At 38.7% G+C, this 24,349-nt stretch carries 18 protein-coding genes; 7 read left to right on the top strand and 11 right to left on the bottom strand.

Translation table 11 applies throughout. The annotated features are described in order from the left end of the window. The first annotated feature begins 108 nt into the window (after positions 1-108). Positions 109-1,110 (top strand): adenosine deaminase, encoded by a 1,002-nt coding sequence (gene add / locus H5120_RS11475; protein ID WP_002960964.1) that lies wholly within the window; start codon positions 109-111, stop codon positions 1,108-1,110. Between the two features lie 54 nt (positions 1,111-1,164). Here add and H5120_RS11470 read toward each other — a convergent pair whose 3' ends face one another. From H5120_RS11470 to H5120_RS11450, 5 genes are all read right to left on the bottom strand, one after another. Further along, positions 1,165-1,575, bottom strand: a complete 411-nt coding sequence (locus H5120_RS11470; RefSeq protein WP_182674444.1) for a CBS domain-containing protein — start codon at positions 1,573-1,575, stop codon at positions 1,165-1,167. A gap of 167 nt (positions 1,576-1,742) precedes the next feature. Then, the gene (gene fre, locus H5120_RS11465) at positions 1,743-2,456 is read right to left on the bottom strand and encodes an NAD(P)H-flavin reductase (RefSeq protein WP_149594663.1); all 714 of its coding nucleotides are present in this window, start codon (positions 2,454-2,456) and stop codon (positions 1,743-1,745) included. A gap of 109 nt (positions 2,457-2,565) precedes the next feature. Then, positions 2,566-4,032, bottom strand: a complete 1,467-nt coding sequence (gene ubiD, locus H5120_RS11460) for a 4-hydroxy-3-polyprenylbenzoate decarboxylase (RefSeq protein WP_002960958.1) — start codon at positions 4,030-4,032, stop codon at positions 2,566-2,568. A gap of 71 nt (positions 4,033-4,103) precedes the next feature. Next, a complete protein-coding gene (locus H5120_RS11455; protein WP_182672070.1) occupies positions 4,104-6,134 on the bottom strand; it encodes a methyl-accepting chemotaxis protein in 2,031 nt (676 codons plus the stop codon). 66 nt (positions 6,135-6,200) lie between these two features. Continuing rightward, entirely contained in the window at positions 6,201-6,482 is a 282-nt protein-coding gene (locus H5120_RS11450; protein ID WP_024595167.1) for an MliC family protein, read from the bottom strand. A 145-nt stretch (positions 6,483-6,627) separates the two neighbouring features. Here H5120_RS11450 and H5120_RS11445 point away from each other — a divergent pair, with 145 nt between their 5' ends. Both H5120_RS11445 and H5120_RS11440 read left to right on the top strand, forming a co-directional pair. Further along, on the top strand, positions 6,628-7,533 hold the full coding sequence (locus H5120_RS11445) for a DUF808 domain-containing protein (protein WP_182672069.1): 906 nt from the start codon (positions 6,628-6,630) through the stop codon (positions 7,531-7,533). A gap of 80 nt (positions 7,534-7,613) precedes the next feature. Next, positions 7,614-9,578, top strand: a complete 1,965-nt coding sequence (locus H5120_RS11440) for a S9 family peptidase (protein WP_259397836.1) — start codon at positions 7,614-7,616, stop codon at positions 9,576-9,578. Positions 9,579-9,611: 33 nt separating this feature from the next. Here the strand turns inward: H5120_RS11440 and H5120_RS11435 are convergent, their stop codons facing one another. The 3 genes from H5120_RS11435 to H5120_RS11425 form a co-directional block, all read right to left on the bottom strand. Then, positions 9,612-10,553: a tetratricopeptide repeat protein gene (locus tag H5120_RS11435; RefSeq protein ID WP_182674442.1), complete on the bottom strand. Its 942-nt coding sequence runs from the start codon at positions 10,551-10,553 to the stop codon at positions 9,612-9,614. 86 nt (positions 10,554-10,639) lie between these two features. After that, positions 10,640-12,040 (bottom strand): M20/M25/M40 family metallo-hydrolase, encoded by a 1,401-nt coding sequence (locus H5120_RS11430; protein WP_182674440.1) that lies wholly within the window; start codon positions 12,038-12,040, stop codon positions 10,640-10,642. 180 nt (positions 12,041-12,220) lie between these two features. Further along, a complete protein-coding gene (locus tag H5120_RS11425) occupies positions 12,221-14,299 on the bottom strand; it encodes a TonB-dependent siderophore receptor (protein WP_182674438.1) in 2,079 nt (692 codons plus the stop codon). Between the two features lie 188 nt (positions 14,300-14,487). Here H5120_RS11425 and dbpA point away from each other — a divergent pair, with 188 nt between their 5' ends. Then, complete coding sequence (dbpA, locus tag H5120_RS11420; protein WP_002960948.1) at positions 14,488-15,876, top strand: ATP-dependent RNA helicase DbpA; 1,389 nt, start codon at positions 14,488-14,490, stop codon at positions 15,874-15,876. A gap of 22 nt (positions 15,877-15,898) precedes the next feature. Here dbpA and H5120_RS11415 read toward each other — a convergent pair whose 3' ends face one another. Next, positions 15,899-16,471 (bottom strand): DNA-J related domain-containing protein, encoded by a 573-nt coding sequence (locus H5120_RS11415; RefSeq protein ID WP_182674436.1) that lies wholly within the window; start codon positions 16,469-16,471, stop codon positions 15,899-15,901. 76 nt (positions 16,472-16,547) lie between these two features. On the opposite strand from H5120_RS11415, the gene H5120_RS11410 reads away from it, so the two are divergent. Further along, complete coding sequence (locus H5120_RS11410) at positions 16,548-19,367, top strand: ATP-binding protein (RefSeq protein WP_182674434.1); 2,820 nt, start codon at positions 16,548-16,550, stop codon at positions 19,365-19,367. Positions 19,368-19,430: 63 nt separating this feature from the next. Here H5120_RS11410 and rho read toward each other — a convergent pair whose 3' ends face one another. After that, complete coding sequence (gene rho / locus H5120_RS11405; protein ID WP_002960945.1) at positions 19,431-20,690, bottom strand: transcription termination factor Rho; 1,260 nt, start codon at positions 20,688-20,690, stop codon at positions 19,431-19,433. Positions 20,691-20,876: 186 nt separating this feature from the next. Next, complete coding sequence (gene trxA, locus H5120_RS11400) at positions 20,877-21,203, bottom strand: thioredoxin TrxA (protein ID WP_002960942.1); 327 nt, start codon at positions 21,201-21,203, stop codon at positions 20,877-20,879. Between the two features lie 91 nt (positions 21,204-21,294). Between trxA and rhlB the strand changes: the two genes are divergently transcribed. Together rhlB and gppA are read left to right on the top strand one after the other, a co-directional pair. After that, complete coding sequence (gene rhlB / locus H5120_RS11395; protein ID WP_002960940.1) at positions 21,295-22,572, top strand: ATP-dependent RNA helicase RhlB; 1,278 nt, start codon at positions 21,295-21,297, stop codon at positions 22,570-22,572. Positions 22,573-22,615: 43 nt separating this feature from the next. Then, on the top strand, positions 22,616-24,109 hold the full coding sequence (gene gppA / locus H5120_RS11390; RefSeq protein ID WP_182674432.1) for a guanosine-5'-triphosphate,3'-diphosphate diphosphatase: 1,494 nt from the start codon (positions 22,616-22,618) through the stop codon (positions 24,107-24,109). The last annotated feature ends 240 nt before the right edge of the window (positions 24,110-24,349 follow it).

Genomic DNA, 24,349 nt, shown 5'->3' with positions numbered 1-24,349 from the left:
CAAAAAGCAGACATATGACCGCTAAAACTTACCGCAAATCATATAGACTTGAAAAATAACTGTATCTGCGTATCATGCGCGCAAATTTAACTAAACTGGGTTGCTATTATGATCAATAGAAAATTACCTTTGCTAGATATTCACCGCCATTTAGACGGTAATGTACGTGCGCAAACCATATTAGAACTTGGTCGACAGTTTAATATAGAGCTACCTGCAGATAACGTTGAAGCATTAATCCCTCATGTTCAAGTTATTGATCCTGAACCAAACCTCATGGCTTTTTTACAAAAGTTAGATTGGGGAGTTACTGTGCTTGGCGACTACGATGCGTGTAGACGTATCGCAATTGAAAACATTGAAGATGCACAAGCACAAGGTCTTGATTATGTGGAGCTTCGATTTAGCCCTTACTACATGGCACAAAGCCAAGGTTTACACCCAGAAGGCGTTGTAGAGGCAGTTGTTGATGGTATTAAATCAGCAACAAAGGGCGCAAATATAAAAGCTAACTTGATTGGTATTTTATCGCGTACTTATGGCGTAAAAACGTGTCAAAAAGAGCTTGATGCATTACTCGCATTTAAAAATGATTTAGTCGCTGTTGATTTAGCCGGTGACGAAATTGGCTTCCCGGGTGAGTTGTTTGTAGAGCACTTTAAACAAGTACGAAATGCGTATTTAGCTTCGACTATTCATGCTGGAGAAGCACTTGGCGCTCCAAGTATTTGGCAAGCAATTAATGAGTTGGGTGCGAGCAGAATAGGGCATGGCGTTAAAGCAATTGAAGATCCAAAACTAATGGATTATTTACGCGATAACCGTATTGGTATTGAGTCATGCTTAACAAGTAATATTCAAACCAGTACAGTAAACGATTTAACTAAGCACCCACTTAAACAGTTTTTAGATCATGGTATTTTAGCGTGTATTAATACTGATGATCCTGCGGTTGAAGGTATTGAAATTGAGTATGAATATACCGTTGCTGCACCTAAAGCAGGCTTATCTCAAGCTGATATGGAAAAAGCCCAAAAAAATGCGTTAGAAATAGCATTTTTAAGCGATGGCGATAAAAAAGAACTTTTAGCACTCGTTAGCGCACGTTAATGTAAGAGCATTAAAAATGCCGCTTTATATAAGCGGCATTTTTGTATCTGCAATTTAGTGTGTTTGGCAGCTTATGTAATTATCGTAAAGTGCTTTAAGTACATCTGCTCGGCTGATCATACCGATTACTTTAATGCCCTCTACAACAGGGTAGTTTTTTGGTTTACCAGGCTGCATCTGCTGTGCAAGCTCAATAATGTTGGTATCGCCGCTAACGGTCACTACCTCTGTTTGCATAAGCTGCGATACTTTAACCATCCCATCACAAAAATAACTGCTTTGAGTAAGTGGTTTTAACAGCTCTTGCTCTGATATAAATCCAACTAAGCATTTATCTTTATCAAATACTGGCGCGCCAAGTAGTTTAAATTTTTGTAGTTCTGCTATGGCTGTCGTCATTTCTGTATCTGGTGTGATATTTGGCAACTTGCGTCGCATAAAATCTTTTACTTTTGTATTTAGCATTTGGGTCTCTCCCGCTGATGTTCTATATAAAGTATGGTTTATAGATAGGGATTTAGGAAATTGTTTATATTGATGGAGTTGATAGGTTTTAACTATTAAATATTTGTTGTTATAAAAATAAAGGCACCGATTAGGTGCCTTTATTTATAACTGAAAGTAAATTTCAATTATTTGATAAATGCGAATGCATCTGCGTACATGTTTTCACGTATTGCACCATGAGTAATAAAGTCATCACGGACAATACCTATCATGTCAAAACGACCTGCCATATAAATATCGTATGGTTCTAGTGACACAATATCTTGCATTACTGCTTTGTGTACATAGCCAGTGTGTCCTTGCCAATTAGCAGATGGATTTTCTACTACAGGAATAAACTTAAAGTTCTCATGGCTATCTGCCCATGCTTGCATTTCTGTGTGTGCGTATAAAGCAGATTCTTCTTTTACGCCCCAGTAAAACAACACAGGACGGTCGCATTTTATTTCAGCTAAATGATCAGCCATTGATTTTGCGTATGAAAAACCAGTACCACCGGCGAGTAAAATAATAGGGCGCTCACATTGCAGGCGCAACTGTGAAATACCCAAGCCAGCTTCAATGTCTACTAACTGCCCTGTGGTATGGGCGTTTCGTAAATGCTCTAACGATTGCATTGCATACGAATCGGCACCTGAGGCGCCAATATGCAGTTCTATTGCATCGCACTGTGAAGGGCGACTAGCTATAGAAAAAGCACGTTTGTCTTTTTCGCCTAATACGAGTTGCATGTATTGGCCAGCTTCAAAGGTCACAGGTTGTTGTGGCTTTAAAATTACTTTATGAACAAATTCTGTAAGTGGGCTGATAGCTACAACTTCAGCTTTTAATGTTTGCATTTTTTACCTTTTAGCAGCGCTTGTAACAGCAGATACGCAATCGAATAGCTCGATTCTAGCATATCTGCAGGGTTATTTTATAGCCTGATATGTACTTACATATAAACACTTAAACAATATTAAGGCTTTCCCAAATATCATCTACGCGGTCTTTGGTGTCTTTATCCATAACAATAGGCTCGCCCCATTCGCGGGTGGTTTCGCCAGGCCATTTATTGGTAGCATCCATTCCCATTTTTGAACCAAGACCTGAGACTGGCGATGCAAAATCGAGATAATCAATAGGTGTGTTCTCTATTAATGTTGTATCACGCGCTGGATCCATTCGGGTTGTTATAGCCCAAATAACATCTTCCCAATCGCGGGCGTTAACATCGTCATCGCAGACGATTACAAATTTGGTGTACATAAACTGACGTAAGAACGACCAAACACCCATCATCACGCGCTTAGCATGGCCTGGATATTGTTTTTTCATTGTTACAATCGCCATACGATATGAGCACCCTTCAGGCGGAAGGTAAAAGTCGACAATTTCAGGGAATTGCTTTTGTAGTATCGGCACAAACACTTCATTAAGTGCCACACCTAAAATAGCAGGCTCATCAGGCGGACGGCCAGTAAATGTGCTGTGATAAATAGGATCTTTACGATGCGTTAAGTGAGTAACCGTCATTACTGGAAAGTCATCGACTTCATTATAGTAACCGGTATGGTCACCATAAGGGCCTTCTGGCGCCATTTCACCAGGCATTATGTAACCTTCAAGTACTATTTCTGCACTGGCAGGGACTTGTAGGTCATTTGAAATAGATTTTACAACTTCGGTTCTGCTGCCACGTAATAAGCCAGCGAATGCATATTCGCTTAGAGTGTCAGGTACAGGCGTTACGGCACCTAATATAGTGGCAGGATCGGCACCTAATGCTACCGATACAGGGTAGGGTTGCCCTGGGTTTTCTTTACACCATTCTTGAAAATCAAGCGCGCCACCACGATGTGACAACCAGCGCATAATTATTTTATTTTTGCCTAATAATTGTTGGCGATAAATACCTAAATTTTGGCGCTTTTTATAAGGCCCTTTGGTAACTGTAAGGCCCCAAGTAATTAATGGTGCTGCATCACCTGGCCAGCAATGTTGAATAGGTAATTTAGTTAAATCTACATCATCACCTTCTAAAACTACTTGTTGGCAAGGCGCTTTTTTAACTTCTTTTGCAGGCATATTAAGCACTTGCTTAAAAATAGGTATAGCGCCTAGAGCTTCTTTAATACCCTTTGGTGGATCAGGTTCTTTTAAAAAAGCGAGTAGCTTGCCCACTTCGCGAAGCTCGCTAACATCTGTTTGGCCCATGCCCATTGCTACGCGTTTTGGTGTACCAAATAAGTTGGTAAGCACCGGCATATCGTAGCCTTTTGGGTTTTCAAATAATAACGCAGGGCCTTTTGCACGCAATGTGCGATCAGATATTTCGGTCATTTCAAGATACGGGTCGATTTCTTGGGTGATACGTTTAAGTTCGCCTTTTTTTTCAAGCAAATCGATAAAATCACGTAGATCTTTATATTTCATTGTGGGCCGCTATTAAGCAAAAGAGTTAAAGTATTATACCCATTTCATGCAAGGCAAGTCATTACTTGCACTTAAAACTTAAAGCGCTCTACGGCACTCGTTAAAGAGTGTGCAAGTTGGTTTACGTCTTCACTTTCGCTTGCTAGGGTTGTCGCGTTTTGGGCATTCAAGGTTGCTTGCTCTGTCACCTTTGCCATTATTTGTTGAATGTCGCCACTGTTAGTCAATTGCTCATGTGATGCATGAGCAATTTGCTCACTCATCTGATTAACAGACAACAATGTGCTTTTAATACGCTCTACGGCTTTATTTAGTTCAGTGCTGTTTTTAACACATTGCTTGGCTTGGTGTTGGCCATCAGTAATGTGTTCTTGAGTTGTTTTAGTGTGTTGTTGCAATGTTTGGATCATGGTGTTTATTTCGCTAGTCGAGGTTTGTGTTCGTGCAGCTAATGATCGAACCTCATCAGCAACTACAGCAAACCCGCGTCCGTTTTCACCCGCTCGCGCTGCTTCAATTGCAGCATTAAGTGCAAGTAAGTTAGTCTGCTCGGCAATGCTACTAATTGTTTCAACAATGGCTTCAATAAGCTGGGTGTACTGTGCGAGTTCTTCTGTGCTGCCTACTGCTTTATCAAGACGCTGCAATAAAGTTTCTATACTTAGACTATTTTGATTAGCAATCTCGTTTACATCATTTGCAAATTGCGATGCGTTTGTTATTTCACTTGATGTTTTATCTGCTTGTTCATAAACCGCTTGTGAGTTGATTAGCATATTTTGTGCAAGCGATGTTGCCTGCGCGCTTCGCTCTAACTGCTGTTGTGCAACAACCGTCATTTGCTGACCTTTTTCACTGGTTTTAATAGCGCTGCGGTCTAGCTCGTGGGCGTCACTACTAATTGCACCAATTAGGTTAGTCAGGTCTTCACTGAGTTTATTTATGTTATTTAGCAAAGTACCAAATTCATCCTTACTACGTGGGTGGCTTCGCTTTGATAAATCACCTGAGGCGATTCGGGCTAAATCGCGGTTTACTTTTTTAAGCGGTTTTAGCATTGCGCGAGTTGTAAAAATAGAGATAGCGATAATCAATATAATTAAAACAATCGTAATAATTACTACAGAACTAATCCCTGTATTTATGGCGGCCTTTGCATTAGTTTGTAAGGCATTAAAGCGCTCATCAGCCAATTTATTAAGTTCAATAAGCTGACCTTCTGTTGTTATAAATTGCTGTTGAAAGTGTTCAAAATTTTGAGCCGCAGCAATAGCACTTTTGAGTACTTTATTTTGTTGGGCATAAATTCCTGTATCGTTGTTAAGCAATTCTCTTAATTGATTAAACTTAGCCGTTAAATTTTTAGCATTAAACGCATTATTAAAAGGTAGCGCTTGTTGCTCTAAATAGGTGAAATTAGGTTGGATGTTATCTAGTAGAAATAGAGTATCTTGCTGATGACTATTTAAATCATTGATACTTGCAGTTTGAGTAATGCTTTTTATATTATTGCTTAAGTTAAACAATAAATCGTCTATACGGGTCGCTGTTCCAAACATAGCATTAAGTAACGCCTGCTGTTTTACAGGCACTTCTAAAAGTTCTATATCAAGTAAGTTAGAACTTAAATTGTAAAGTTGCTCGTTAAACGTTGCTGATAATTCTATGGTGGAATTTTGCGCTACAAACTTACGCTCTTTAGCGCTAAACATTGCGACACTTACTTCAGTCAGTTGCTCGAAGCCTGCGTTGGTACTGGTGAGTAAATTTTGCATGGTTATTTGTTGATTTAGCTGAGCGCTTAACGAATTGAGCATATCGCTAAATTGTAGTTGCTCAACTTGCGCCTGTTTTTTATTTTGTTGAAGTAAATCAAGGTTTGCTTGGCTGTAAGCTAAGGCGTTAAATTTGGTAATAGACAGTAATGATAGCCTTAAATCTTTGCTGAACTGTTGTACCGGAACCGCTAATTTTTCGGTTCGGGTATTGTTAACGCTAATTTTGTTTAATGACCAATAAAAAAATACACTACTTGTTAGCACCAATATGCCAATGGCTGTAAAGGCTAAAATTATTTTATGTTTGATCGCAATTGAACGCATAACTTCATCACAATAATGGGTCTTTAATTATTGTAGCATTATTGTAATTTATTGGTTTTTTTTATGTTAAACCTTGGTGCATTGTCTTTTTTTACCTGCAATGATTAACATGGCTTCATTACCCTTACCCCAAAACAGTACCTCTTCACTTATATATTTATTCCCAGATGCACTTTTTTCGTGATTAAGTACATGCACTTTATTGTTAAAGATAAGTTCGGCTTCAGAATTATTAATAATATTGAGTTTTACGCTCTCATCATCGCATTGGTAAGCAGTACTGGTTTTTAAATCACTACATGCGGTTAAGCTTAGTAAAATAGCGATTAATGCTAAATATACTTTCATTTTTCCTCCCATCTTCTTTAAACGTTAGTTAAAACACAGGGCAAAATTTTAATCTAATGTAAGAATAACAAAGCAAAATTAACCGTTGGTGAAAGTAGCGCTTTAAGTTATGTTTATAGCAATATTTTTTGAGCTCGGAAGCTTTATGGCAGGCACTAACCTTTTAACGTTATTAGATGATATAACCACTTTACTTGATGACATTGCGACAATGAGTAAGGTAGCAACAAAAAAAACAGCAGGTGTATTAGGCGATGACTTAGCGCTCAATGCACAGCAGGTTACAGGTGTAGCAGCAGAGCGTGAATTACCGGTTGTTTGGGCTGTGGCAAAGGGCTCATTTTTAAATAAAGCGATACTCGTACCCGCTGCTTTATTAATAAGCGTATGGCTGCCTTGGTTAATAACACCGCTTTTAATGATGGGTGGTTTGTTTTTATGTTTTGAGGGAGCTGAAAAAGTATTTGCTAAGTTTTTGCCTCATAACAGTGAAGCGGTAGACGAAGATGAAAAGTTAGATTTAGTTGAGTACGAAAAACAAAAAATAAAAGGGGCAATAAGAACCGACTTTATTCTTTCTGCCGAAATTATTGTGATTACTTTAGGTACTGTGGCAGGTGCTACATTGCTTAATCAAGCTTTAGTGCTTTGTGTTATCGCAATTATAATGACTATTGGTGTTTATGGCTTAGTGGCAGGTATTGTAAAACTGGATGATGCCGGACTTTATTTACTCAACCAATCTAAAGTGTCAGCTAATCAATTTAAAGAATTACTTGGGAAAGGCTTACTCGCAGCAGCGCCTAGGTTGATGCAGTTTTTAGCATTTGCGGGCACCATCGCGATGTTTTTAGTAGGTGGCGGGATTTTAGTACATGGTGTTGAGTTACTGCATCATACTCAAGTCGATGTAACAAACTATGCCCAATCTGTTGCTGGCGGTACAGGAGAGGTATTGGCTCCTCTATTGTTTGATGGTTTGCTAGGCGTGATTGCTGGCTTAGTTGTTGTGCTTATACATGTAGGTTATACAAAGTTAATTAAAAAATAGCAGACACATTTGGTTATCATTTTCGTTACATTTTATAAGACTTTATATATTATGACTTCTTGTTGTTAATACAGGGAATTATGATGAATTTTCTTTTAAGATGTAACTTGTTAGTACTTCTGTTATTTGTAAGCTTTTTTAGCTTCTCAAAGCAGCCCCAAATCCCCGTGGAGTACTTCAGTAAAAATAAAGAGTTTAATCACGCTACTATTTCTCCAGGCGGCGAGTATTTAGCGGTTATAAATAAAGTTGCAGGTAAAAATGCGCTTGTTATTTTTGATACTGAAAACTTTAAAATGCTTCATGCAGTTGCCTTTGAAGGAAATGCTCAAGTTGGTGATTATCATTGGGTTAATAATGAACGAGTTGTTGTTACTAAAGAGTATTTAAAAGGGTGGCAAGACCACCCTGAATATCATGGTGAGATATTTGGCGTAAATGCTAATGGAGCTAGAGGTAAATATCTAATTGGTTACCATGGTGAAATGCAAACAGGTACACGCCTTAAAAGGCAGACTCCTTTATACGGAACTTCATTTGTATTAGATCCCTTAGTTACTAACAAAAGAAAAATGTTAGTAGTTACCTATCCTTGGACCTCGAGTAATGAACCGCATACTATTGTCTATGAAGTAGATGTATATACGGGCAAAAGGAAGCAAGTTACTTTGTCTCCATCACGTATGGCTGAATTTTTAACTGATCATGATGGTAATGTTAGAGTTTCAGTATCTACAGATAATTATATAGATGCAAAAATACATACTAAGGCAAAAGATGGCGGTGACTGGGAGAAATTAAATTTAGGAGAGGTTAGTTATGGCGATATTAGACTAAAAGCTTTTGATAAGTCTGGTGACAACATTTATATGACTGCTTCTGTTGGTGGAGAGGCTGAAGGGTTATATAAACTAAATTTAAATACTAAGGAAATTGAATTAGTTCATCAAGAACAATATGTATCTCCAAAAAGAGTGTGGGTTGATGAAGCTTCAAAAGAATTATTTGCAATAGAAAGTGAGTTAGGTTATCCAAACTATGCTTTTATAGATAAAGACTCTCATAAAAGTGTTCGTTTAAAGTCTTTGATAGAAGCATTACAGGGCGACCAAGTGCAGTTAGTCAGTAGCACCTCTAATGGCGATATTAATGTTATTTACGCATCAAGTGATACCAACCCTGGTAAATATTACTTATACGATGGGGTACAAAATAAGCTAAGAATATTATTTTCAGCGCGTGGCTGGCTGAACGAAAATGAGCTTTCAAAGACAAAACCTATTCAATATAAAACTCGGGATGGTTTAACTATTTATGGATATTTAACTATTCCTAATGGTCTTGAAGATAAAAACTTACCTCTAGTTGTAATGCCTCATGGCGGTCCACATGGCCCTCGTGATTATTGGGGTTATGATTCTGAGGTACAGTTATTAGCAAGTAGGGGAATGGCTGTACTAAGAGTTAATTTTAGAGGTTCAGGTGGGTTTGGTCGAAACTTCGAAGAAGCAGGTTACCAAAAGTGGGGTTCTGATATTCAGTTTGATATTATTGATGGTGTTAAGTTTTTAATTTCTAATGGAACGGTAAACAAAAACAACATTTGTATAATGGGAGCAAGCTTTGGTGCTTATTCAGCTTTGCAGAGCGCCATTTTAGAACCAGACATGTTTAAGTGTGCAATTGGAACAGTTGGTATTTATGACCTACCTCTAATGTTTGAAGAAGGTGATATTTCAGGGCGTAGTACAGGACAAAACTATCTTGAAAACGTTTTAGGCACTGATGAAACGCTTTTGAAGGCATTTTCACCTAGCTATAATATAGATAAGCTTAAAGCAGCTGTGTTCATAGTTCACGCAGGTGAAGATGCACGAGCCCCTATTGAACAAGCCGAATCATTAATTGCTGCATTGAAAAAAGCTAACCATCCTTATAAGTACGTATTATTGGAGGATGAGGGCCATGGTTTTTATAAAGAAGAACACAGAACTGCTTACTACAAACAAGTAATTAATTTTTTAGATAAACATTTAGAGTTATAAAATAATAAAGCAGCAAGTAACATACTTGCTGCTTTATTCACAGCTAGCTATTTTACAAAGAGATTCCAATTCAAATTGTGCTTTAGTATTTTTTTGCTCAATGGCCTTTTTGTACCAATAAATAGCTTGCTGCGGATCCTGATCTATTCCCTGACCATCACGATACATTTGCGCTAAATTTAATTGCCCCCATTGAGAGCCCGCTTCAGCAGCTTGTTTAAAGCTATTAAATGCTTCAACAAACAAACCATCTTTAAAATAAATAATGCCTTGTTGATTGTTTTTATCGAGCTTTAAGCCTTTATATAGTGGCTTAGGTTTGGGAGGATGCATCACAAACCCACCATAAAGGATGTTGGCATAAGGGCGCAGCACGTCGTAAATAGCTTCGTCGTTGTAAAGGCGTGCTACTTCATCACGAGGGAGGGTGATTGTTTTAGTGGAAAAGTAATTGTCTTGAATTAGCTGGCTAGTACGCATTGCCAAAGTAATACTATTATTACGTTTATAGCTGTAGTTGCTTATCTGAAAGGTAATAAATTGTTCGTCAAAATTTAAAACTTGAGCAATTTTTAAATTGGTTAGGGTCCAGGGCTCGTGTGTAAATTTGTCGGCGTGTACTAAGTAAGTATCATATATTTTAGGCGTATTTAAATAGTTTTTCTTTTGAGTCTCGCTATTAAGGTGCTGTTGATAAAAAAATAAAACAATCCAAAGTAATAAAAATACACCAATAAAGTATTTAGGTAGGCTTAGTTTTTCTATTAACGGTAGTTGCGTTATTTTTACAGGTTCGCTTTTTCCGCATTGATAGCACTCGCGTTTATAACTTAATTTTAAGGCAAGCATAGGTAAAATACTAAACCGTAAATAGCGGCTTTTATTTACTAAATGGTAGGCGTCGCTTTGACAATGAGGGCAGCGTGTTGTTTGTGCAAAATGTGGAAATGATTCACTCGTGTTGAAAAGTAACATAAAGCACGCTCCTTGTTTAATTACCTAAAGGTAAAACAAGAAGCGTGTTAGTTAAAGCCACAAACTGTAAGTAAGTATGTCAGTTATTACTTATTTTGAGCTTTAGGCTTAATTGTTGTTTTTGCATCAGCAGCCATTAGAGCAAATACAGCGTATGCAGCGGTATTTTGACGCAGCTTAGCAGGTGTTACTTTATCAAGCGTATCGTCAGCTGTATGATGGTAATCAAAGTAATCTGTTCCATCTTGAGCAAGTTCAAAAATAGGTGCTGAGGTTGCTGCTTTAAGTGGAATTAGATCAGGGCCACCATTCGCTTGGTTTTTACCAATATGCTCAATATTTAACGGCGAAAGTTCTTTTGCAATAGCACGCACTACAGGAAGTGACTCTGCGCTTACGTTCGATTCAAAAGCATATACAACATCGGCGCCAAAATCAGACTCAGCTGCTGCAACAATATTGCTTAGCTCGTTTTTATGCTTTGCAAAATAGGCTTTTGCACCCCAAAGGCCTAGCTCTTCGGCTGCAAAAAGTACCACACGAATACTGCGCTTAGGACGTTTTACATCGCTAATATGTTTAGCGGCTGCCATTGTTAGTGCAACGCCTGCGCCGTCATCTAATGCGCCAGTCCCTAAGTCCCAAGAATCTAAATGCCCGCCAATTAATACATATTGCTCAGGGTTTTCGGTACCATTAAATTGGCCAATAACGTTATAACCAGTGCCTTCACCAAGGCTTTCGGTTTGCACATTAATATTTACCGAAACGTCTTTATCTAAAGCAATGAGTCGTGCTATTTGATCGGCATCTGGGTTAGCAATGGTTACATTAGGTATTTTTGTAACACCTTCTTTGTAGTAACTACCGCCAGTGTGTGCAAAACGATGATGACCAGTACTTACCGAGCGCATCATGTAGGCAACAGCGCCTTTTTTAGACGCCTCTATAGCGCCTGTGCCACGTGCTTTTACAGCAGGTCCGTAACCATTCCCGTCTATATCGCGGTTCATGCGGTAATTAATATACGCAATTTTACCTTTTAGGCTATTTTCTGGTGCTGCAATTAACTCATCAAGTGTTTCGAACAAGACTACTGGTGCTGTGATCCCATCTTTAGGCGTGCTTATACTGTTACCTAATGCAGTTAAATGTAGAGGTTGCTCGCTTGGTGTTAGTATTTTTCCGCTTTCGCTATAACGGCGCCATTCAGGAAAAGTCGCTTCTTCAAGCCATACTTTATCAAAACCAAGCTCATTAAATTTAGCTTTAGCCCATGCCACTGCTTTTTTATCATTTTCAGTACCAGGTAAGCGAGGGCCAACCTCAGTTGTTAATGACTCTAGTAATTTATAGCTTAAATCACTATTTAGAGCAGAGGTGCGCACTTCATTGACTTGTTGTAATTGCTTTTGGGTAAATTCGGCGTTGTTAGCGTTTGCAGCCATACTGCTAGTAAGCAGAAGTGCGGTAATTAATTTTTTCATTTGGGTAAGCCTTTTTAATAATTAGCGCTATTAGAACATGTAACAAACATGATAAAAAATAGATGAGATGAATAGGCTTTGTAATAGGTTTAATGCTGTTAGGTATAAACGTTTAGATATAAAAAAGCCCGCGTAAATGTACGCGGGCTATATTTTAACACTGTTATTTAAGGCATTTATTTAAAAGCTAAATTGCGCTGCTAAACGAAGATTTGTACCCTCGCCAACAGTTACATTACTAGTGCCGCCACCACCTAAATAGCTTTTATCAAATAAGTTTTCGATGTTAAGGCGTAAGTTAATATCGATATTGCTTAAGTTAAACTTATAAGTGGCGCCAACATCAACACGTGTATATGCATCTTTAGTAATTGTATTATCGCTATCTGCAAAGCGCTCGCCTTCATAAAAAGCACCAGCGTTAAAAGCAATCGCATCATTTAGCTCATAACGAGTCCACAGAGATGCTGACCATTTAGGTGCATCGGTAGGGCGTTTACCTTGCAGCTCCTCATTCGCTCTTTCATAGTTCGCATCTAAATACATCGCAGAGGCCATTACAAATAAACGATCTGTTGCAGCGCCTTGTGCTGCAACTTCAAAGCCTTTGTGGCGTTGTTCACCAACCTGATTTGTTTCGGTTGTAATTGAGCCAATAGGAGCCTCAAGGTCTTCAGTTACCAGCGTTCCGTTTTTACTTATATCGAAAACGGCACCACTAAGCAGTAAACGGTCATCAAGCAGTTGCCATTTTATACCTAGTTCTCTTTGTTCAGAGGTAACAGCATCTATTTCCATACCGAAGTTGATATCTTTATCATTAGTGATGGTTTCATTTTGTGGCTCAAAACCTTCTGTATAACTGGCATAGATAGTGGCCGATGCATTTGGATGATAAAGTACGCCAAATTTAGGTAAGAAAGATTCGTTATTTTGGCCTTCACGTGTTTGCTTATCAAAGCGAGCACCAACAGACACCTGCCATTGTTCAGAGAAAGTAATTAAGTCTTGCGCATATAGACCATAGTAGTCGTATTCAGTTTCGCTTTTAGTGAGATCTGTTTTATAGCTGATATCTGGACGGGCAGGTTCATTTTGTCCTGCTGTAAAACTAAATGAATCAGCAGATGTACGCAGTTGACCATAATAGTAGTCAAGCGAGTTAGCACCAATTAGAAATTGGTGTTGTATGCCAGCCATTTCAAATTCACCAATAAAATCGATAAATGCTGTTTTAAACTGCCAATCATCAAAGCGATCGTATGGATTCGAGGTGTATGTATTAGTTTGCGCGTCGTAAGAATTTCGACTAGGAGATGACTCAAAGCGTTGGCGCTCAAACGTTTGTTCGTTATAGCCAAGTTTTACTTGCCAGTTATCGGTTAAAAATACTTCTAGGTCTACACCTAGGTTTTCTACGGTAATATCGGTAAACGCCCAAGACATATCACGGATTGTTTTATCGCTACCAATTACATTGGCGTTATCGTCTATCCATGCGCCAGTATCTAAACCTGCTTCGTCATCTGTGCGGTCGTAATGCACACGTACTAATGCGTTATCGCTAATATCGTAATCTACAACTAAAGCACCTAAAAAGCGGTCACGCTCACGGTTTTCACCATTTTGGTATTCACGCCAGTAGTCAACGTCTTGCTTTACTAAAATCCCGCGAGCACGTAAATCTTCCGATTCAGTCAAGGCACCTGCAGCATCAACCATAAAGCGCGTTGACCCATGCTGATCTACATCGGCACTGGCATTAAATAATGTTTGTGCTGTAGGCTTTTTAGTTACCATGTTAACCAAGCCACCTGGGCCTGACTGACCATATAAAATGCTTGATGGGCCTTTAATTACTTCAACTTGTTGCAAAATTTCGATTGGTTGCTGATAGTGCGACCAATGCTGATGACCGTCGCGTAAATAACCTGTCGATGAGCTCAGCTCAAAGCCGCGTAAGTTAAATACTTCACGATTCCGTTGTTGTGAGCCTGCAGTTAAGCTTGCGTCATTTGTGAGTACTTCGCCAAGTGTAGTGGCAAGCTGTTCGCTAATAATAGTGTCGGTTATTACAGTGACAGATTGTGCAGTTTCAAGTAATGAAGCTGATGTTCTCATTGCGCCATTAGCGTTATCTACTTTGTAATCGTTAAAGTAGCTTCCCTTTACTTCTATGCGTTCAAGGTCGGTAGTGTTTGCATATGTGCTTGTTGTAATGCTTGCTAATAGTGCTATGTAAATAGAATTCAGTTTCATTAATTGCTTCCAGCGCAGGTATGTAAAAACAATCGCGATCTTAATGCAAACTACTATCATTTTCAACACCTTTCATTAACATGTTTTATAATGTGTTTGTTAATGGTTGCAAATTACGAATTCTGCTATTATAAGCTGCATATTAGTGGGGCTTTCTCCCATGTTATTTTATTGCTATGGAACTTACTGTGACTTCAACTGCTTTTTCATCTTTGGCTTTACCGGCTGGACTCGTTGATAACTTATCAACACTTGGCTATGCCCACATGACACCTGTACAAGCGCAAAGTTTGCCGCCTGTACTTGCTGGTAAAGACATCATTGCTCAGGCAAAAACCGGTTCAGGTAAAACTGCTGCGTTTAGCTTGGGTGTGTTAGCTAAATTAAACGTAAAACGCTTTCGTATTCAATCTTTAGTCTTGTGTCCGACTCGCGAACTTGCCGAGCAGGTTGCGGTAGAAATGCGTAAATTAGCGCGCGGCATTCATAACATTAAAATATTGACGTTATGTGGTGGTGTTTCAATTGGCCCGCAAATAGGTTCACTTGAACATGGCGCGCATATTATTGTTGGCACGCCAGGGCGTGTTGATGACCATATTCGTAAAGGTACTCTACGTTTAGATGATGTGGAAACATTGGTGCTTGATGAAGCTGATCAAATGCTTGATATGGGTTTTCAAGACACACTTGATGCAATTATTGAGCGTATTCCACAAAATCGTCAAACATTGTTATTTAGTGCTACTTTCCCAAGAGCTATTGAAGCAATTGCTAAGCGTGTACTTAAAAATCCAGAAATGGTTAAAGTAGAAGAAGAGCAAGCCAAAAGCACAATTAAGCAGTACTTCTACAAAATGGATAACAATAAGCAGCGCTATCCAACGCTTAAGTTATTACTTCTTAAATTTACACCACAAAGCTGTGTTGTATTTTGTAATACCAAAGTAGAAACTCAACAAGTGTGTGATGATTTAGCTGACGAAGGCTTCAGCGCTGTTGCATTGCACGGTGATTTAGAGCAACGCGATCGTGAACGTACGCTAATTCACTTTTCAAATAAAAGTGCTTCAATACTTGTTGCAACCGATGTTGCTGCACGAGGTTTAGATATTGATGACATGGATATGGTTATTAACTACCATTTAGCACATGACACGCAAACACATGTTCACCGTGTTGGCCGAACTGGACGTGCTGGTAAAAAGGGCATTGCTTGTTCTATTTACGGTGAAGCTGAAGCGTTTAAAATTGCACAAATTGGCGATCATTACGAGCGTGATATTACTCCAGAGCAAATGCCGCCGTTTAATTTATTAGATAAACCGCCGTACCGCCCTGAAATGGTTACTTTGATGATTGACTCAGGTAAAAAGCAAAAAGTACGTGCAGGCGATATTCTTGGTGCTCTGACAGGTAAGGATGGGGTTGCAGGTCGTCAAGTAGGTAAAATTAACGTACTTGATAACGTAGCATTTGTTGCTGTTGAACGTAACTCATCAAAACCAGCACTTCGCAAACTAACCGAAGGCAACATTAAAGGGCGTAAAATACGCGCTCGTCGCCTTACTCGTTAATTTAAATAGCTAAATTAACAAATTAGCGAGCAGCTACCTTTAGCTGCTCGTATTGTAATTTTATTTTTTTAAACTTAACTTCACAACCATTTGGTTTATCTGGGTGCATCTGTAATGCAAGTTGTCTCCAGCGCTTTTGAACGTTTTTAAGAGTGAAATTTTCAGGTAACTTCCATTCTAAAGCCAACGCTTTAAATTCATTGTCATTTAATACTTGTTGTGGTGATGTCGTTTTAAACTGATGCCAAAAACTATTCAAAAGCTCATCAATTTTCTCTTCACCGGTATCGTAATTACGCCAATCTAAATAATAATCTCGCAAATTTTCGTTCGTTGTTACTAAACTATTATCTTCTTTTTCTAAAAGCTCGATATGCAGAGTTGAAATGAGTAAACTTTGAGGGCGTAATTGTGCCTGCAGTTGGTACAATGCATTCATAATTAAAAAGTTACGTTTAAATAAATCACGTTCAGGGCTTTTATCGAGTGTTGTTATTGCGCTGCGGTTTGTCAGTTCTGCTGCTAAAGTATGAACTTGCCAAACCTGCCTTGTTAATATCAGCTCAAAAATCTCATCAATCAGTGGGTTAAGCATTGTTTAGGCCCTAGTAGTTAGTGTATCTTCAATAAAGATTACACTGATATAAGTAACGGTTTGAAGGATTAAAATTATGCTGGGCAAGTTTAAATGCCTCTTATTTACTATATGCTGTGTACTAATAGCTCCTAGCTATGCCCAAAATAGTGATTCGTTATTTGAGCAATTCAAAAACGAAGTGCAGTGGGAGCCTAAATTACAATTAGCAAATACGTTACTTGCTAATAAAAACGTTTCTAAAAAAGAGCGTGTCGCTGTTTATTCGGCATTAGGTAATAGTGCGTTATCGGCTGATAATTTTAAAGAATCTTTACACTATTTTAAATTATTAGAAAAAAACACTTCAGATACTTTCTTTCCTGACGAGCACTTTCGTGCAATAAAAATGCAAGGTGTAGCACTTTTTTACCAAGGCTTATTTCAAAAGGCCATAAGTGAATATACCCGCACCCTAGTATTAGCTGAAAAAAATGAACAACTACTTGAACAAGCAAATTTACTAAATAATATTGGTTTGGCTTATTTTAATATGAATAAGCTAGGCGATACCCTAGAGTTTTACTTAAAGGCAAAAGCTATTTACGAAGCGCACGGTAGTGAGCAAGATCAAACCGACATATTACTTAATATAGCAGGCGTTTATATACGCTTATCACGCTACGATAGTGCATTTAGTCTTTATCAAGATGTACTTAAAGTTTATCAGCGGTTAGATGATAAAAGCGGTATTGCGCAGGTATACAACAATATGGGTGTTGCTCATATGGAGAGTAATCAATTTGACTTAGCACTTCATTATTACCAGCTAGCGCTGCGTTATTATATTTCAGCCAATGATTACAATAAGTTATCTACGCAATATACTAACTTGGCAAATACTAATTTAGTGTTAAAAAAAGTAGATGAAGCATACGAGCAAGCTAAATTAGGTGAGTATTATGCGCTTAAAATAGGTAACCATAATTTAGAGCTTAATGCGCTACATGCGCTTGGTAAAATTCAGTTTGTTAAAGGCAACTTAGAAGAGGCGAAAATAAGTTTAGATAGAGCTATTTCACTTGCCCATGAATATGGCAGTGAGCGAATAATTAGGGAGGGTTTAGGGACTAAAGCACTACTTGAAGCCAGTAAAGGCGATTATTCAAGCGCAATGGCCTTGCAACAAGAATATATTAGTGAGCTGCGAAAACTCAGAAGTACAGCAATTATAAATGCATTAGCGGTACTTCAGCATCAATTTAAAGCAACCCAATTAAACCAAGAGATAGAAAAACTTAAACAAGATCGACGTGTGCAAGAGCTAAAAATGTCGCAGCGTTCTCAGCTTACTTTATTCTCTTTTTTACTATTACTTTTGGTTGTTGTAACTGGTATTGCGCTTTACCGCCGTGGCGCAGAAAAACGCGCTAAGCAGCAGTTAACAGAGCAAGTTACGCAGCGCACTGCCGAGTTACAAGCAATAGCACAGGAGCTAAGAGAAGCTAACGATGTTAAAAGCCAGTTTTTGGCCAATATTAGCCACGAAATCCGCACTCCACTAACGGCTATTTTAGGGCAAACAGATGCTTTAATTAATGAATTATATGAGCCTGAGTCACTTAAAGATGAATTAAGAGTAATTCAGCGCCATAGCGACCATTTAAAAAGCTTAATAAACGACGTGCTCGATTTAAGTAAAATTGAAGCTAATAGGTTAGAGTTAAATATTTCGTGCTTTGATATTGTAGAGCTTGTAAATGACGTACATGCAATGTTTATCACTCAAGCAAAAGCAAAAAATTTACGCCTCATTTTAGACAATCAAGTGGGTAATGAGTTTTACACTAAGCTGGATTTAATACGCGTAAAACAAATTCTTATAAATTTATGTGCTAATGCTATTAAGTTTACTCACGCTGGCCAAATCATTATTGCTTTAAATAAGAGTGAACAAGGGCTAGTAATTATTGTAAAAGATACCGGTATTGGTATGAGCTCTAGACAGTTAAAGCTTATTTTTGAATGCTTTAGCCAAGCTGATAACAGTATTAGCCGTCGCTTTGGGGGGACAGGGTTAGGCCTTAGCTTATCGCAACAATTAGCCGCGATGATGGGCGGTTATATCAGTGTACAAAGCGAATACAAAAAGGGCAGTCAGTTTTCGTTCTTTTTACCGTGCGCAGAAGTAAATAAATCGCAAAGCCTGATTGAAACTCAAAGTGCTCCAAAGGTAAATAAGCAATTGGCAGGGCGTGTTGTACTTGCAGAAGATCACCCTGATAATCGAAGGTTAATAAGCCGCTATTTACGTTCAATGGGGCTCGAGGTTATTGCCGTTGAAAACGGTGAGCAAGCGGTAGAGCAGTGCTTAAAAGAGTATCCTGATTTAGTGCTACTCGATATTCAAATGCCTGTGATGGATGGGCGTTCTGCTTTTCAGCTATTAAAACAGTGTGGTTTTGAGCGGCCTATTTTTGCTTTAACTGCAAATGCTATGAGTCATGAAGTGGATGGCTATTTAGAATTAGGGTTTAGTGGTTACTTAGGTAAACCGATAGATAAAGAGTCATTTTATAAAGCGCTTTCTAGTCACCTACATAATGCAGAAGATCAGCCAATTACAAAGCAAAATGAAGTTGATATGAGCGATCTTGTGATAAGTTTTAAGCAAAGCTTTGCTTTGGAGAGTGAAACGATTACTCAGCATTTTATAAGTGAAGATTTAGCCGCGCTACAAAAAGATAGTCATCGCATTTTAGGAGCGGCGCAAATGTTTGGTTTAGATGAAATTGCGCAATCGGCTCAAAGTTTAGATAGAGCCCTTTTACGCAGGACCCAAAAAAGTAGTGCGAATGACTTTAAAGCGCTCGTTGATACGCTGCAGAGTGTACTTAAAAAGTATAACGAAAGTTAAACTGTGTTTGATCCCGACATAAAAAAAGCGCCTTAGGCGCTTTTTTTATTCAGCTAAAACGCTTTATTGGCGTCTCATCGAATCAAAAAATTCATCATTGGTTTTGCTCATCGATAGTTTATCGATTAAGAATTCCATTGCATCAATTTCTGACATGTCATGAACAATTTTACGTAAAATCCAAAGCTTTTGAAGCTCATCTGGTTTTGTTAGTAATTCTTCACGACGAGTGCCTGAACGATTAAAGTCGATAGCAGGGAATACACGTCTTTCCGCAATTTTACGGTTAAGGTGAAGTTCCATGTTACCAGTACCTTTAAACTCTTCGTAGATAACTTCATCCATTTTAGAGCCAGTGTCGATAAGCGCTGTAGCTATGATTGTTAAGCTACCACCTTCCTCAACGTTACGTGCAGCACCAAAGAAGCGCTTAGGTTTATGTAATGCGTTAGCGTCAACACCACCAGTAAGTACTTTACCTGATGAAGGAATAACGGTGTTATAAGCACGTGCTAAACGAGTGATTGAATCCAATAAGATAACAACATCTTTTTTATGTTCAACTAAACGTTTTGCTTTTTCGATAACCATTTCGGCAACTTGTACGTGACGAGAAGCTGGCTCATCGAACGTTGATGCAATAACTTCACCTTTTACTAGGCGTTGCATCTCTGTTACTTCTTCCGGACGTTCATCAATAAGTAAAACCATTAATGTTACATCAGGATGATTATGCGTAATTGATTGTGCAATGTTTTGAAGTAGCATTGTTTTACCCGCTTTTGGCGGAGCTACTAACAAGCCACGTTGGCCGCGACCAATTGGAGATGCTAAATCAAGTACACGGGCTGTAATATCTTCTTTACTGCCGTTACCACGTTCCATGCGAAAACGTTCGTTTGCATGTAGTGGAGTAAGGTTTTCAAAAAGAATTTTAGTTCGAGAGTTTTCAGGTTTATCAAAGTTAACTTCATTTACTTTAAGTAAAGCAAAGTAACGTTCACCGTCTTTAGGTGGACGAATAAGGCCTGAAATTGAATCGCCAGTACGCATGCTGAAACGGCGAATTTGGCTAGGTGAAACATAAATGTCATCTGGCCCAGCTAAGTAAGAGGCTTCTGATGATCTTAAGAAGCCGAAACCATCTTGTAAAATCTCTAATACACCGCCGCCGAAGATATTCTCTCCGCCTTTGGCATGGGATTTAAGAATGGCAAAAATGATATCTTGCTTTCTTAAGCGGGCTACGTTTTCGAGCCCCATGGACTCAGCTAAGTCTACAAGCTCTTTAATCGACTTGTCTTTTAATTCGCGTAAATGCATATTGGTGGGTTCTTTATTACAGTTGTCATACTCAAAATCGCTTTGATCGTTGAGTGAGGTTTGTTGAATATAACTAAGGATTAGTTGGCTTTATAAACTAGCAGTTCACTGGCAAAGCGTCCAGTCTTTATACAAAATAAATTTAAAAAAGGGCAAAAAAGCCCTTTTTATTGTTCTAGCTTACCGTTAGATGTTGTTTTCTAAAAACTCGATAAGTTGAGTTTTTGAAAGAGCACCTACTTTCGTTGCAGCTACTTGGCCATCTTTAAAAAGAAGTAAAGTAGGGATACCACGAATACCAAACTTTGGCGGTGTGCCAGCATTTTGGTCAATATTTAATTTAGCAACAGTCACACGGCTGTCGTATTCATCAGCAACTTCGTGAAGAATAGGGGCGATCATTTTACAAGGTCCACACCATTCAGCCCAGAAATCTACTAGTACTGGTTTGTCTGATTGTAATACGTCAGCTTCAAAGCTATCGTCAGTAATTTGGATTATTTTCTCGCTCATTGCGCTCTCCGATTTAGTTAGGCGAAATATTTAGTGCGTATTTAAACACTCTTGTTTCTTATTGCAAGTTTAAACGTTATGCTTAAACGCTATGACTAAGACACATTTAACCGATAAAAAGTTTTCAGACTTTGCTATCGCACCGGAAGTGGTTGCCGGTTTAACCGAGAATGGGTTTGAATATTGCACACCTATTCAAGCAAAATGCCTACCTTTTATTTGTGATGGACGCGATATCGCGGGCCAAGCTCAAACGGGTACAGGCAAAACGTTGGCGTTTTTAACTGCCACGTGCCATCGGTTATTACAATCTAGCAAAGCACCTAGTAAACATCCAAGAGCCCTGATCATGGCCCCTACTCGGGAGCTTGCGATTCAGATACACAAAGATGCTAAAATTTTAGCGCCGCACTGTAATCTTAACTTAGGTTTAGTATATGGTGGCGAAGATTACGAAAAACAACGTGCACAACTAGAAAAAGGCGTTGATATTTTAATTGGTACTACAGGTCGCCTAATTGATCTGTATAAGCAAGGCTGTTACACCCTTAATGAAATTGAGGTAGTCGTGCTGGACGAAGCCGATCGTATGTTCGATTTAGGTTTTATCAAAGATATTCGCTATATGTTCGATCGCATGCCAGATACATCAAAGCGTTTAAACTTATTATTTTCTGCCACATTATCGTACCGCGTACAAGAATTAGCTTTTGAGCACATGACAAACCCAGAGCATGTTCAAATTGAACCTGACGTTAAAACGGGTAAACGTATTCAAGAAGAGCTATTTCATCCTTCGCAAGAAGATAAAATTAAGCTGTTGTTAACCTTAATTGAAGAAGAATGGCCAGAGAAAGCAATCGTGTTTGCAAATACCAAGCATAGTTGTGAAACAGTATATGCTTGGCTTAAATCAGACGGTCATCGTGTAGGTATGCTTACTGGTGATGTTAACCAGAAAAAACGCCAAACTATATTAGCGCAATTTAGCAAAGGTGATTTAGACTTTTTAGTTGCGACCGATGTTGCAGCGCGTGGTCTTCATATTCCAGAAGTAAGTCATGTGTTTAACTTTGATTTACCTGACGATTGTGAAGATTATGTTCACCGTATTGGCCGTACTGGCCGCGCTGGTGCATCAGGCCACGCAATTAGTTTTGCATGTGAGCAATATGCATACAACCTGCATGAAATTGAAGAATATATAGAGCACAGCATTCCTTTATCACATTATGATAAAACAGCATTGCTAGATGATTTAACTCAGCCTATTATTCAAAGAAAGCGCAACTATTCAACAGGTCCACGTAACCGTAGTAATAACAGCGGACGTCGCCCAAATAATAGTTACCAAAAAGGACGGTCGTAAGCGACCGTTTGTATAAGTAGTAGTAACTAGAGGTTTTTGAACGGTGGGGCAACTTAAACCGCAAAAAAATGTGTACGCAGTTATTGATTTGGGCTCAAATAGCTTTCATATGCTTATTGCCAAATCAATTGCTGGCGGTCTACAAACAATTGGACGTGTTAAACGCAAAGTCCGATTAGCCGCAGGGCTTGATAAAGGAAACGTATTAAGCACTGAAGCAATGCAGCGAGGCTGGGAATGCCTTGCCCTTTTTGCTGAGCGTCTACAAGATATCCCAGATAAAAACATCACCATAGTAGCAACAGCTACCTTACGGTTAGCAACTAACGCCGACGTATTTAAAAATCATGCAGAAAAGATTCTTGGCCATAACATTAATGTTATTAGCGGAGAATTAGAAGCGCGCACAATTTATAAAGGTGTTGCCCATACTTCATCTTGTACTGGCAAACAGCTTGTTATTGATATTGGTGGTGCAAGTACAGAAGTTGTAATTGGTAAAGCATTTGATGCCCTACATTACAAAAGCCTCAATATGGGCTGTGTTACCTATCTTGAACGCTATTTTAAAGATTGCCAACTAAGTAAGAGTAACTTTAACGCAGCAATAAAAGCGGCTCGTACAGTCATTGATGAAATTTCTCCAGAGTATAAAGCAGCTGGATGGCAAATTGCATCTGGAGCTTCTGGTACAGTACAAGCAATTCAAGAAATTATGGTCGCGCAAAATCTTGACGACTTACTTACACTTGAAAAGCTCAACACTATAAAAGACCAAGCAATTGCATTTAGCACTATTGCAGCGCTAGACCTTCCTGGATTAAGTGAAGACCGTCGACTGGTATTTGTATCAGGACTTGCAATCTTAATCGCACTATTTGAATCTCTTGAAATAGAAAAAATGGGATTGGCGGGTGGAGCACTGCGTGAAGGTGTTTTATATAGCATGGTTCCGGAGTTTCATAATAACGACATTCGCAAACGCACAGTTGATGGGTTTATGAGTCGTTATCATGTTGATCAAAAACAAGCGTGTCGAGTTTCTAGCTTGGCAATGCAGTTAGCGCTGAGTATTGATAAAGATTGGCCAATTGAAAGCTTAAATGGGTTACCACTATTAAAAGCGGTAGCGCAGCTTCATGAGGTTGGATTACTAATAGAGTATAAGCAGTACCATAAACATACCGCTTATATTTTGGAAAATACCGATATGCCTGGTTTTTCACAATCAGAGCATAAATTAATAGTAGCGGTAGCAGATGCACATCGATCTGATTTTCCAAAAGGTTGTTTTAATTCACTCGGCGTAAATAGTCTATTAGCGCAATATATAGTGAGATTACTACGAATAGCAGTCATTTTATCAATGCGCAGACAAGATGATGTACTGCCTAAGTTTAAGTTAACTGCTAAAAATGAAGTGTTAGACCTTAAGTTTGAAAGTAACTGGTTAAAAGATCATCCGTTAATGGCCAGCGAGCTGCAACAAGAGTCTAAACAGCAAGGAAAACTTGGCTGGATGCTCATAGTAAACTAATTAAAAAGGCCCATTAGGGCCTTTTTAGTGTTTAAAGTAACCATTTCGATGTAAATATGTGCGAACAGCACATTATTTCAAGTTTTCTTCAAAAAAGGGTTGATCTGTTTTTGGATCTCCCTATAATGCGACCCCACTGAGACGGGAAACAGCAACGCATAGCGAGGCACGAACAACTCAGGGTGTTAAGTAAAACTTAGATTGAATCTTTTTAGAAAGTTTAAATTTAAGTGTTGACAA

Origin of the sequence: Pseudoalteromonas sp. SR43-2 (genome assembly GCF_014163885.1) — a bacterium.
Taxonomy (GTDB): domain Bacteria; phylum Pseudomonadota; class Gammaproteobacteria; order Enterobacterales; family Alteromonadaceae; genus Pseudoalteromonas; species Pseudoalteromonas distincta.
Note: the sequence above shows the minus strand (reverse complement) of the source record. Positions and strands in the feature narration are given on the sequence as shown.